The following is a 12,971-nucleotide window of genomic DNA, read 5'->3' as shown; positions in this document are numbered from 1 at the left end:
CGCGCATGCAAGCCCGGCGACGGAAACGCCGATATAAGCCAGCATGTCGCGCCGGCGAGGAAATAAGGGGGACGAACCCCTTGGCGGAACCGGCACAGCGATACTCTTGAGTGAACGAGGCTCTTCAGCCCGAGAACTGGAATGCCTTATACATATCATCAATCGTGAGCGTGAAGTAAACGCGGCTATTGAGGAATGGGCGCATTCCTCATGAAACGATTGCCGAATTACCTCTTGTGATTTAGCTGCTCGGCTATGCGCCACCGGATTGAAACCTTATGACCTCGACCGATACCTTCAAGCCGTCCTCGCCCCGGTCCTGCCTGGCCATCGTCCTCGCAGCGGGGGAAGGGACCCGGATGAAATCCGCAAAGCCCAAGGTCCTGCATCAGGTCGCCAATCGCTCGATGCTCGGGCATGTCCTGGCCGCCCTGACCACGGCCGGGGCCACGAGCACCGCCGTGGTCATCGGCCCCGACCGGGAAGATGTTGCGAAAGAGGTTCAAAAAGACCGGCCCGACGCCTGGATCTTCGTGCAGAAGGACCGCCTCGGGACGGCTCATGCGGTCCTTACCGCCCGTGAGGCGCTGGAGCAGCCCGTGGACGACGTGATCGTCGCCTTCGGCGATACGCCCCTGATCCTGCCCGAGACCTTCGCCAAGCTGCGGGCGCCGCTGGCCGAGGGAGCCGCTGTGGTGGCCATGGGGTTCGAGGCCAAGGATCCGACCGGCTACGGCCGCTTCATCACCTCCGGCGACCAGCTTCTGGCGATCCGCGAGCACAAGGATGCCAGCGAGGCGGAGCGGGCGATCACCCTCTGCAACGGCGGCCTGATGGCGATCCGAGGGGACGTGGCGCTGACGCTCCTCGACCGCGTGGAGAACACGAACGTCAAAGGCGAGTATTATCTGACGGATATCGTCGAGATCGCCCGCCACCTGGGGCACAGGACGGCCATCGCCGTCGTGTCGGAGGAAGAGGTCCATGGCGTGAACGACCGGGCGCAGCTGGCTGCCGCCGAGCGCATCATCCAGGAGCGTCTGCGCCATGAAGTCATGGCCTCCGGGGTCACGCTCGTCGCGCCCGAGACGGTCTTCCTGAGCCACGATACACGGCTGGGCCAGGACGTGGTGGTCGAGCCGCACGTGGTTTTCGGCCCCGGCGTCGTCGTCGAGGCCGGAGCCGTCATTCACAGTTTCAGCCATCTGGAAGGGGCGCATATCGCGGCCGGTGCGGGGGTCGGCCCCTTCGCCCGCCTGCGTCCGGGAGCCTCGGTCGGCCCCAGGGCCAAGGTCGGCAACTTCGTCGAGATCAAGAACACGGAACTCGGCGCAGGCGCGAAAGTCAGCCACCTGACCTATCTGGGCGATGCGAGCGTCGGGGCCGAGGCCAATATCGGTGCGGGCACCATCACCTGCAATTACGACGGTTTCGGCAAGTACCGGACCGAGATCGGCGAGGGGGCCTTCATCGGCTCGAACTCGTCCCTCGTCGCCCCCGTGACCATCGGCAAGGGGGCCTTCGTCGGTTCTGGGTCGGTAATCACGGAGAGCATCCCCGCCGATGCGCTCGGTCTCGGACGCGGGCGCCAGACCGTGAAGGAAGGCTGGGCCATCGCCTTCCGGGAAAAGGCCCAGGCCGCCAAGCGAAAGTAAGCGCGGCTGTCACAATAGGTTACGCAAGTTGATTCCGCCCTTGCGGCCTCTCTCTGTAAAGAGGCCACAAGCGTAGCGATGATCGCATTGCAAAAGGAAGATCTTCATTATGTGCGGAATTGTTGGGATCATTGGGAAAACGCCGGTTGCGCCGCAGATCGTGGAGGCGCTCAAGCGGCTTGAATACCGGGGTTACGATTCCGCAGGCGTGGCGACTCTCGAAGGAGGACGGCTCGAGCGCCGCCGAGCCGAGGGAAAGCTCCGCAACCTGGAGGCGAGGCTCTCGGACGCTCCGCTCTCGGGCGTCATCGGCATCGGCCATACCCGGTGGGCCACCCATGGCAAACCCAACGAGACCAACGCGCACCCGCATGCCACCGACAGGCTGGCGGTGGTCCATAACGGCATCATCGAGAATTTCCGCGAGCTGAAGACGGGGCTCGAGGCAAAAGGGATCCGGTTCGAGACCGAGACGGACACCGAGGTGGTGGCCCAGCTGGTCACCTATGAGATCCGCCAGGGGCGCCCACCTATCGAAGCCGTGGCCGTGACCCTGCCGCGCTTGCGCGGTGCCTTTGCGCTCGGGTTCCTGTTTTCGGGAGAGGAAGACCTGCTGATCGGTGCGCGCCACGGCGCACCCCTCGCCATCGGCTATGGCGAGGGTGAGATGTATCTCGGCTCGGATGCGCTCGCCCTGGCTCCGTTCACGGACGAGGTGGCCTATCTGGAAGACGGCGACTGGGCGATCCTGACCCGCAAGGGGGCGGATATCCGGGATGAATCGGGGCGGCCGGTGCAGCGGATTCGTCACAAGATTCCGGCTGGCTCCTTCCTGGCGGACAAGGGCAATTACCGACACTTCATGGCCAAGGAGATTCACGAACAGGCCGAGGTGGTCGGGCGCACGCTCGCCCATTACGTGAATTTCTCGGGCGAGCGGGTCGAACTGCCCTTCGAGCTGCCCTTCGACTTCAAGGACCTGAAGCGCATTTCGATCTCCGCCTGCGGCACGGCCTATCTCGCCGGGCTCGTGTCGAAATACTGGTTCGAGCGCCTCGCGCGCATTCCGGTCGAGATCGACGTGGCCTCGGAGTTCCGTTACCGGGAGGCTCCGCTGGAGCCGGGCGGCCTTGCCCTTTTCGTGTCCCAGTCCGGTGAGACGGCGGACACATTGGCCTCCCTCCGCTACGCCTCGGCCGAGAAGCAGCATACCCTTTCCGTGGTGAATGTCCCGACCTCCACCATGGCGCGCGAGAGCGACGTGGTCGCGCAGACCCTCGCCGGGGTCGAGGTGGGCGTGGCGTCGACCAAGGCCTTCACCTGCCAGCTCACGGTTCTGCTCTCCCTCGCCATCGCCGCCGGCCGCGCCCGCGGGACGCTCAGCGCCGAGGACGAGAAGGAACTGGTCAACGCGCTGATCGCCGTTCCGGGCCAGATGACGGAAGCGATCAAGCGGGAGCACCAGATCGAGATCCTGTCCCGCGAGCTCTCCAAGGCCAAGGACGTGCTCTACCTCGGACGCGGCACGTCCTATCCGCTGGCCATGGAGGGCGCCCTCAAGCTCAAGGAAATTTCCTATATCCACGCGGAAGGATACGCGGCGGGGGAGCTGAAGCACGGCCCCATCGCGCTCATCGACGAGACGATGCCCGTCATCGTCATCGCGCCCCACGACAGCATCTTCGAGAAGACCGTGTCCAACATGCAGGAAGTGGCCGCGCGCGGCGGCCGCATCATCCTTATCACGGACGAGCGGGGCGCCTTGGAGTCGGGACTGGAGACCATGGCGACCATCGTCATGCCTTCGGTGCATCCCGTCGTGGCCCCGATCGTCAACGCGGTTCCGATCCAGCTGCTGGCCTATCACACGGCCGTCTTCATGGGGAAGGACGTGGACCAGCCGCGCAATCTCGCCAAATCCGTGACGGTGGAGTAAGGGGCTTCTATCCGGCCCTTAGCAGCCGGATCGCTGAATCGCGCTCGAACAGATAGAGCAGCACCCGCAGGGCCTGCCCGCGTTCGCTGACGAGATCCGGGTCCCGGTCGACGATCAGGCGGGCATCGTCCCTTGCGGCTCCCAGGAGATCGCCGTCGGTTTCCAGGCGGGCGAGCCTGAATCCCGGCGTTCCGGACTGGCGCGTGCCCAGCACCTCACCTTCGCCGCGAAGGCGCAGATCCTCTTCCGCGATGCGGAAGCCGTCCTCCGTCTGACGCATCATCTCGAGACGGGCCTGCGCGACCTGCCCGAGCGGCCCCTTGTAGAGCAGCAGGCAGGTGGAGGATCTCGAGCCGCGTCCGATTCGTCCGCGCAACTGGTGGAGCTGGGCGAGCCCGAAGCGCTCCGCGTGCTCGATGACCATGATGGTGGCGTTGGGCACATCGACGCCGACTTCGATTACGGTGGTGGACACCAGGACCTTGGTCTCGCCGCCGGAAAAGCGCTCCATGGCGGCGTCCTTGTCCTTGCCTGCCATCTTGCCGTGCACAAGGCCGACCCTGTCGCCGAAGAAGCTCCTGAGCATGTCGAAGCGTTCCTCGGCGGCGGCGAGGTCGATGGATTCGGATTCGCCAACGAGCGGACAGACCCAGTAAACCTGATCGCCATTGGCGATGGCGCGTCCGATGCCGCCGATCACCTCGTCGAGACGGTCGATGGAGATGAGCTTGGTGGCAATCGGCTTGCGGCCCGCCGGTTTCTCGCTCAGCACCGACACGTCCATGTCGCCGAAATAGGTGAGCGCCAGGGTGCGCGGAATCGGCGTCGCGGTCATGACGAGGATGTCGACGGCCTCGCCCTTGGAGCCGAGCGCCAGGCGCTGGTGCACGCCGAATCGGTGCTGCTCGTCCACCACGGCGACGCCGAGATCCTGGAACGCGACCCCTTCCTGGAACAGGGCGTGCGTTCCCACCGCGATCTGGATGCTGCCATCGGCCAGCCCGGCCAGGATCGCCTTGCGCGCCGCGCCTTTCTCGCGCCCCGTCAGGAGAGCCATCGTGAGGCCCGCCTGTTCCGCCATCGGAGCAAGTCTTTCGTAATGCTGGCGGGCAAGGATTTCGGTGGGCGCCATCATGGCCGCCTGTCGCCCCGCCTCGATGGCGCTCGCCATGGTGAGCAGGCCGACCACGGTCTTGCCCGAGCCCACATCGCCCTGGAGCAGGCGCAGCATCTTTCTGTCGGAGACGAGATCGCGGCGGATATCCTCCATGGCCTGCGCCTGGGAGGCGGTCAGCCCGAAGGGCAGGGCGGCCTTCAGGCGTTCGACCAGATGTCCGTCCCCCGCATTCACCCGGCCGGGCAGCCGCCGCATGCGGCTGCGCACAAGGGCCAGGGCAAGCTGGGAGGCGAGCAATTCGTCGTAAGCCAGACGCCGGCGCGGGGCCGATTTGGCGAGGGCATCCTCCGAAAGCTGAACCGCATTCTCGGGCCGATGGAGGGCCAAGAGAGCCTGGCGGAAGTCGGGCAGGGCGTTGCGGTCGAGCCAGTTCGGCTCCTGCCATTCGGGCAGATGGGGAACTTTTTCGAGGGCCGCGCCGATGTAGCGGCCGACCATGCGCGAGGAGAGACCCTCGGTCAGCCCATAGACCGCTTCCACGGCCGGGAGGTTCTCGATCCCCCGGTCGTCGAGGATCCGGTCGGGATGGACCATCTGGCGCCGCCCTTCCCATAACTCGATCTTGCCGGAGACATAGCGGCGTTCGCCCACCGGCAGGGCCTTCTCGAGGCGCGCTTTGTGGCCATTGAAGAAGATCAGCGTCACGTCCCCGGTTTCGTCCTCCACGAGGATCCGGTAGGGCGCCCGGCGGCCCGGAGGCGGGGCGCGATGCGCGACGACGGTGACGGCGAGGGTGACCGGCTCGCCGACAGGCGCATCCGCGATGGAGCCCTTCATCTCACGGGAAATTCCGCTGCTCGGCAGATGAAAAAGGAGGTCGACGACGCGTGCGGGCCTTCCCGGCTCGCCGAGCAGGCGGTCGAGCAGAGGCGCGATCTTGGGGCCGACGCCCGGCAGGGTGCCGGCCGGAGCGAAAAGCGGGTCGAGGACGGAAGGACGCAAAGACATTCAAATGAGTAGCAAGTCGAAGGGAGATGGTTATATAGCGGCCAAGCCGCCAGGAGGCGACGCCATCTTACCACATCGGAGCAATGTCATGAGCGGTACGACACGCAGCAGCGCCGGACTCGACACCCGCCGCAGGCAGATCCTCTTCCGCGCCTGGCATCGTGGCATGCGGGAAATGGACCTGATCATGGGCCGCTTCGCGGATGCGGAAATCGCCGATCTTTCGGAGAAAGACCTTACCGAGTTCGAGCGGCTGATCGAGGTGACCGACCGGGACCTCCTGGGCTGGATCACGGGGGAGATCGAGACGCCCTCCAATTACGACACGCCCCTGTTCCAGCGCCTCAGGGCGTTTCATACCCATACCTCGCCCATTCACGGCTGAGGCCCTTAGCCCTCCCGGCACATTTTCGACCGAACCGGGCGCAAGCGCCTGCGTTCATCCAGATCTCCGTTCCGACATGCCATCATGAAGCCAGCCCTGACCCGCGCCCTCGATGCCCTCAAGAAGGGCCAAAGCCTGACGTTGTCCGGCGTCCCGGACGGCTTCGACGCGCTCGCCGTCGCCGACCTCGCGCGGGGCCTCGCCGGGCAGGTGGAGGGGCCGGCCGTCCTCGTCCATGTGGCCCGTGACGGGCAGAGGCAGCAGAACTTCGCCAACAGTCTCGGCTTCATCGCGCCCGAGATCGAGATCCTGACTTTCCCGGCCTGGGACTGCCAGCCCTATGACCGGGTTTCGCCCAATGCCGCAATCACGGCGCAGCGCATGACGACGCTCGCCCGGCTCGCCCGCTCCAAGACCTCCGAGGACAAGCCGCGCATCCTTTCCACGACCGTGAACGCCCTCGTGCAGCGCGTGCCGCCGAGGGCCAGGATCGCAGCGGAAACCTTCTCGGCGGCCCCCGGCAACGTGGTGGACACCACCCAGCTGGTGAACTGGCTGGAGAGCAACGGCTTCCTGCGCACCGGCACCGTTCGCGACACGGGCGAATACGCTGTCCGCGGCGGCATCATCGATCTTTTCCCGGCAGGCCTTCCGAATCCGGTTCGCCTCGACTTTTTCGGCGATGCGCTCGAATCGATCCGCGCCTTCGATCCGGAGACCCAGCGTACGATCGGCATTCTGCGCTCCCTCGATCTCGTGCCGATGAGCGAGGTGCAGCTTACGACCGAGAGCATCCGCCGTTTCCGTCAGGCTTATGTGGCGACCTTCGGCGCGCCCACCCGCGACGACAGGCTTTACGAGGCGATCAGCGAGGGACGGCGCTATTCCGGCCTCGAGCATTGGATGCCGCTGTTCCACGACCGTCTCGACAGCCTGTTCGATTACCTCCCCGGAGTGCCGGTGGTGTTCGATGCTCTGGCCGACGATGCCGCGGGGGAGCGTCTCGCCCAGGTGAAGGACTATTACGACGCCCGCCGGGAGGGCATGGGCCAGAACCAGCCCGGCGTCGCGCCGTATCGTCCCTTGCCGCCGGATGCGCTCTACTTCAAGCCGGAGGAGTGGTCGGAGCGCACCGCCACCCTGCCGCTCGCGCGGCTCACGCCCTTTGCCGTTCCCGAGAGTGCGGGCAAGACCGTGATCGATTGCGAGGCGCGCCAGGGACGTAACTTCATCGCCGAACGGGCGGACGAGAGCGCCAATGTGTTCGAGGCGGTGGTCCGCCATATCCGCGAGCTGCAGGCCGCCAAGAAGCGCGTGATGCTCGGAGCGTGGTCCGAGGGTTCTCGGGAGCGTCTCTGCCACGTGCTGCAGGATCACGACCTGCGCCAGACGAAGCCCATTGCCCGGTTCTCTGATGCGATGGCCTATCCCCGCAACGAGATTCCGGTCGGCATCTGGCCGTTGGAAACGGGGTTCGAAACCGCCGATCTCGCCGTGATCAGCGAGCAGGACATCCTCGGCGACCGTCTGGTCCGCCAGAAACGCAAGTCCAAGCGGCCGCAGGATTTCCTGACCGAAGTCGCGGCGCTCACGCCCGGCGATCTCGTGGTCCACGTGGATCACGGCATCGGGCGCTTCGAAGGACTGAAGACCATCGAGGCGGCAGGCGCGCCGCATGATTGCCTCGAACTGCATTATGCAGGCGGCGACAGGCTCTTCCTGCCGGTGGAGAACATCGAACTCCTGACGCGCTACGGCTCGGAGGAGACCGAGGTCCAGCTCGACAAGCTCGGCGGCGGAGCGTGGCAGGCCCGCAAGGCGCGCATGAAGCAGCGCATCCGCGAGATGGCGGGAGCGTTGATGAAGATCGCCGCCGCGCGCATTCTCAAGGATGCTCCGCGCCTGACGCCGCCGGAAGGGCTCTACGACGAGTTCGCGGCCCGCTTCCCCTATGACGAGACGGAGGACCAGCTCAACGCCATCGAGGCCGTGCTGGACGACATGGGTTCGGGCCGCCCGATGGATCGCCTCGTGTGCGGCGATGTCGGCTTCGGCAAGACCGAGGTCGCCCTGCGGGCCGCCTTCGTGGCGGCCATGAGCGGCAAGCAGGTGGCGGTCGTGGTGCCGACGACCCTGCTGGCGCGCCAGCATTACCGGACCTTCTGCGATCGCTTCCGCGGCCTTCCGCTGAACCTCGCGCAGGCCTCCCGGTTCGTGCCCGCGGCCGAGATGAAGAAGACGAAGGAGGGGCTTGCCGACGGCTCGGTGGATATCGTCATCGGTACGCATGCCCTGCTCGGCAAGACGATCAAGTTCAAGGATCTCGGCCTCATCATCATCGACGAGGAGCAGCATTTCGGCGTGTCCCACAAGGAGCGCCTGAAAGAGCTCCGCGCCGAGGTGCACGTGCTGACGCTCTCCGCGACGCCGATCCCGCGCACCCTGCAGCTCGCCCTCACGGGCGTGCGCGAGCTGTCCCTCATCACGACGCCGCCGGTGGACCGCCTCGCGGTGCGCACCTTCGTCACGCCTTTCGATCCGCTTCTCATCCGCGAGGCGCTGCTGCGCGAGCGCTACAGGGGCGGGCAGGCGTTCTACGTGGTGCCGCGTCTCGACGATCTCGGCGATGTGAAGGCTTTCCTCGACAAGGAGGTGCCGGAAGCGAAGGTGGCGGTGGCGCATGGCCAGATGGCGGCGGGCCAGCTCGAAGACGTCATGACGGCCTTCTACGAAGGCAAGTACGATATCCTGCTCTCCACGACGATCGTGGAATCGGGGCTAGACATTCCGACCGCCAACACGCTCATCGTGCATCGCGCCGACATGTTCGGTCTGTCGCAGCTCTATCAGCTGCGGGGCCGCGTAGGGCGCTCCAAGACCCGCGCCTATGCCCTCTTCACGGTTCCGGCCAACAAGCCGATGACGGTGCAGGCGGAGCGCCGCCTGAAAGTGCTTCAGTCGCTCGATACCCTGGGAGCAGGCTTCCAGCTCGCCTCCCATGATCTCGACATCCGCGGCGCGGGCAATCTCCTGGGCGAGGAGCAGTCCGGCCATATCAAGGAGGTCGGCTATGAGCTCTACCAGCAGATGCTCGAGGAGGCGGTGGCCCAGCTCAAGGCTGGCATCGAGGAACCTGCGGAGGATCAGTGGTCGCCCACCATCGCGGTCGGCGCGCCGGTCATGATTCCGGAAAGCTACATCGCCGACCTGCAACTGCGCCTCGGCCTCTATCGCCGCCTGTCGACCTTCGAAGCCGATCAGGAAATCGACGCGTTCCGGGCGGAGCTGGTGGACCGCTTCGGCCCCGTGCCGTCCGAGGTCGATCAGCTGCTCAAGATCATGGCGATCAAGGTGCTCTGCCGCCGCGCCAATGTGGAGAAGGTGGACGGAGGCCCGAAGGGCATCATCATTTCCTTCCGCGACAATGCCTTCGCCAACCCGACTGGCCTCATTTCCTACGTCACGGAGCAGGCTTCCTTCGCGAAGGTGCGCCCTGACATGAAGATCGTGTTCATCCGCGACACCGAAACGCCGGATGAGCGGATCAAGGCGGCGACGTCGATCCTGCGCAGCCTTGCGCGGATCGCGGAGAAGAAAGCAGCCTGATGGTCGAGGCGTCGGCACTGGTCGAGGACGGCATCGTGGTGGACAGCCACGACGCCGGACGACGGGTGCCCTGGTGGAGCTTCTCCAAGACAGTTCTGGCTGCGGCGTCCCTGGTCCTCGTGCGCGACGGCCTCGTCGCGCTGGACACTCCTGTCGGGGACAAGCCGTATACCCTCCGGCACCTGCTCCAGCACCGTTCCGGCCTGCCGGATTACGGCGGGTTGCACGCCTACCATGAGGCCGTCGGACGCGGCGACGCGCCGTGGCCCATTACAGACCTTTTGGAGCGCATCGATTCTGACCGACTCCGGGATACGCCGGGCGAGGGATGGGATTATTCCAATATCGGCTATCGGCAGGTCGGGGAGCTGATCGAGACCCTAACCGGCATGAAGCTGAATGCGGCCCTGCAGCGCCTCGTTCTGGAGCCGCTCGGGATCGGAAGAGTCTTCATGGCGCGAAGCCCGAGCGATCTTGCAAACGTCGCCATGGGAGAGGCCAAGAACTATCACCCGGGCTGGGTTTACCATGGTTTGCTGATAGGCTCCGTCCAGGATGCCGCCTTGCTTCTCGACCGTTTGCTGAAGGGGCATCTGATCCCTGCCGATGCCGTTCAGGACATGCTCTCGGCGCATGTCCTCCCTGGGCCGGTGCCGGGGCGTCCCTGGCAATCCCCAGGATACGGCCTCGGAGTCATGGCCGGCGAGACGACGATGGGTCTCAAGGTCGCGGGACACACGGGAGGAGGGCCGGGCAGCACCATCGCCGTGTATCGCCGCACGGATGGCGAACGCGACCGCACTGCTGCCTTTTTCAGGACGGACGAAGACCCGGCCGGGACGGAAGAACGCACCTTCGAGCTGCTGAGCCTTTAGCCGTCGAGCGCTGCGACGGCTCTTTCGCTCAGCTCGTTCTGAAGCATTGTCGCGGCCCCGGTCACGCCGCCCGTGATGATGACAGGCGTTCCGCTGTCGGCGAGGTTCCTGCGCAACCGGCGGGCGAGATCGAGGAAGCGCCTGCGCTCCGCCCATGCAGCCTGGCGCGGCATCTGAAGAACGACGGCAGCGGGGCTCGGGATCAGGGCCAGCACATCGTCGGCCGTCTCGAAGGGAGCCGTCACGCTCGCATATCCCATGCCGGCCAGCTCTGCGGACAAAGCACTCTCGGGAGCGCGCTCGCCGTTATCGACGACGAGGACCTTCGGCATTCCGTTCATGGCGATACCCTACGATAAAACGCGACAGTGAGACAGGAAGTGCTCACCTAACGTCGAAGCAGGGCGTTTGTTTCACTTTTTACATGAACGTAAGCTCAACAGTACGGCTTTCCGGCGTTCATCGGACGCCAGGCGGCTCCCGCCACCAGGTATCGATATTCGTGCCCATGAGCGGCACCTTTTCGGGCCGCCGCAGGTCGCTGCTATGCGCAATCCATTGATCTTTCACGTAAAACAGCGGGATGACGTAGAAGCCGGACAGGAGCGCCCGATCGAGCGCACGAACGGCCGAGACGAAATCCTCGCGGCTTCTGGCCTCCAGCAGCGCATCCATGAGACGGTCTATCGCAGGAGAGGAAACGCCTGCGTGGTTCTGCGATGCGCTCCGCTGGGCGGCTTCCGAACCCCAGCGGTTCCGCTGCTCGTTGCCGGGAGAGAGGCTGCCCGGCCACAGCCATTGCACCATGTCGAAATCGAAGCGGGACAGCCGCCGCCAGTACTGCACGTCGTCGACCAGACGCACCCGCGCCTGAATGCCGACCCGGCTCAAGGATTGGGAGAAATTGAGCGCAAGCCGCTCCTGCGAGCTGGAATTGACGAGCATTTCGAACGCAAAGCGCTCGCCCGTGTCCTTCCTCCTAAGACCGTCGTTGCCGAGCGTCCATCCGGCCTCCGCGAGGAGCGCCAGGGCGCGGCGCGCCATCTCCCGGTCGCGTCCCGAGCCGTCGCCCGAGGGAGGCTGCCAGCGGCCTTCGAGGATATCGTCGCGGACCACGCCTGGAGAGGCGGCCAGGAGCGCCCGTTCCCGCGCGTCGGCGGGTTTTCCGGCCGAGGCGAGGTCGGAGCCCGAAAAGTAGCTGTCGGAGCGCGTGAGCTGGCCGAAGAAGAGGTTGCGGTTCACCCATTCGAAGTCGAACAGGTAGCCCAAAGCTTCGCGCACCCTTGCATCGCTGAAGAGAGGCCTGCGGGTGTTGAACACGAATCCGTTCATGCCCTTCGGCAGTCGCGTCGTCAGCGTCTCCCGGACGATGCGTCCGCTTCGTACGGCCGGGATGTCGTAGCCCGTAGCCCATTGACCCGGATCGCTCTCGATCCTGAAATCGTAAAGCCCCGCCTTAAAAGCCTCGAACAAGCTGTTGGCATCGCGATAGAAATCGTAACGGATCTCCTCGAAGTTATAGAGGCCGCGCGTGACCGGCAAATCCTCGCCCCAGTAATCCTTGCGGCGGGTCAGCACGACCCGTTCGCCGGGCTTCACCTCGGTCAGGGCATAGGGGCCGGAGCCGATGGGCGGGGTCAGGCTGGTCTTGTCGAACCGATCCGGATCGGTCGCATGGGCAGGGAAGATCGGCATACTCATCCCTATGAGCAGGGGCAGTTCCCGGTCGTTGGAGCCGGACAGGTCGAAGCGGATGCGATGCGGATTCAGGATCTCGACGGTCTTGACCCTTCCGAAGCTCGTGCGATGGAACGGCTTGCCGTATTTCTTCAGCATCTCGAACGAAAAGCGCACATCCTCGGCCGTGAGCGGGTGCCCGTCGGAAAAGCGGGCACGGGGGTCGAGATCGAAGGTGACGAAGCTCCGGTCGTCCGGCATCTCCACGGACCGGGCGACGAGGCCGTAAATCGTGAAAGGCTCGTCGGTCGAGCGCATCATCAGGCTCTGGAGGACGTAGCGGGGCACCACGTCCGGCGCGACGCCCAGAACGATCAGGGGATTGAGACTGTCGAACGTTCCGTGAAGGGCAAGCGTGATTCGTCCGCCTTTCGGCGCCTGGGGATTGGCGTAGGGCAGGTGCTCGAAACCGGGGACAAGCTCAGGCTCGCCATGCATGGCGAGCCCATGACGCAGAAGGGGCGCCTCCTGCGACGAGGCCAGGCCCGTTCCCGAGAGGGCGATGAGCGAGGAAAACAGAAGATTCCGTAGAAGCCGGCGGCTCATGGCGCTCCTGGTGCGATATGGCGCTAGCCGGGCAATGTTGTACAGAATTTTGCCCGAGGTGACTGGAAACCTAGCACACGAAAGGTTAAAGGAGCCCCACACGTCT

Annotated in this window: 8 protein-coding genes; 5 read left to right on the top strand and 3 right to left on the bottom strand. The window is 65.2% G+C overall.

All coding sequences use genetic code 11. The features are described from left to right. Positions 1-278: 278 nt before the first annotated feature. Positions 279-1,655, top strand: a complete 1,377-nt coding sequence (glmU, locus tag L879_RS0110075) for a bifunctional UDP-N-acetylglucosamine diphosphorylase/glucosamine-1-phosphate N-acetyltransferase GlmU (protein WP_027316006.1) — start codon at positions 279-281, stop codon at positions 1,653-1,655. A gap of 109 nt (positions 1,656-1,764) precedes the next feature. Next, the gene (gene glmS / locus L879_RS0110070) at positions 1,765-3,591 is read left to right on the top strand and encodes a glutamine--fructose-6-phosphate transaminase (isomerizing) (protein WP_027316005.1); all 1,827 of its coding nucleotides are present in this window, start codon (positions 1,765-1,767) and stop codon (positions 3,589-3,591) included. Positions 3,592-3,598: 7 nt separating this feature from the next. Here glmS and recG read toward each other — a convergent pair whose 3' ends face one another. Next, the gene (recG, locus tag L879_RS0110065; RefSeq protein ID WP_027316004.1) at positions 3,599-5,716 is read right to left on the bottom strand and encodes an ATP-dependent DNA helicase RecG; all 2,118 of its coding nucleotides are present in this window, start codon (positions 5,714-5,716) and stop codon (positions 3,599-3,601) included. A gap of 88 nt (positions 5,717-5,804) precedes the next feature. Here recG and L879_RS0110060 point away from each other — a divergent pair, with 88 nt between their 5' ends. The 3 genes from L879_RS0110060 (at position 5,805) to L879_RS21135 (ending at position 10,582) form a co-directional block, all read left to right on the top strand. Continuing rightward, positions 5,805-6,101 carry an FAD assembly factor SdhE gene (locus tag L879_RS0110060; RefSeq protein WP_027316003.1) on the top strand — a complete coding sequence of 99 codons (297 nt, stop codon included), beginning with the start codon at positions 5,805-5,807 and terminating at the stop codon, positions 6,099-6,101. Between the two features lie 84 nt (positions 6,102-6,185). Then, positions 6,186-9,707 carry a transcription-repair coupling factor gene (gene mfd / locus L879_RS0110055; RefSeq protein WP_154664163.1) on the top strand — a complete coding sequence of 1,174 codons (3,522 nt, stop codon included), beginning with the start codon at positions 6,186-6,188 and terminating at the stop codon, positions 9,705-9,707. Beyond that, positions 9,707-10,582, top strand: coding sequence for a serine hydrolase domain-containing protein (locus L879_RS21135; protein ID WP_051435205.1), 876 nt, complete (start codon positions 9,707-9,709; stop codon positions 10,580-10,582). The genes mfd and L879_RS21135 overlap by 1 nt, the downstream gene beginning before the upstream one ends. Here the strand turns inward: L879_RS21135 and L879_RS0110045 are convergent. Further along, entirely contained in the window at positions 10,579-10,923 is a 345-nt protein-coding gene (locus tag L879_RS0110045) for a response regulator transcription factor (RefSeq protein ID WP_027316001.1), read from the bottom strand. The two genes, L879_RS21135 and L879_RS0110045, sit on opposite strands and share 4 nt — an antisense overlap. Before the next feature lie 118 nt (positions 10,924-11,041). After that, entirely contained in the window at positions 11,042-12,865 is a 1,824-nt protein-coding gene (locus L879_RS0110040) for an extracellular solute-binding protein (RefSeq protein WP_027316000.1), read from the bottom strand. Positions 12,866-12,971: the final 106 nt, after the last annotated feature.

Origin of the sequence: Microvirga flocculans ATCC BAA-817, assembly GCF_000518665.1 — a bacterium.
Taxonomy (GTDB): Bacteria; Pseudomonadota; Alphaproteobacteria; order Rhizobiales; family Beijerinckiaceae; genus Microvirga; species Microvirga flocculans.
This window is presented reverse-complemented; position numbering and strand designations above follow the sequence as displayed.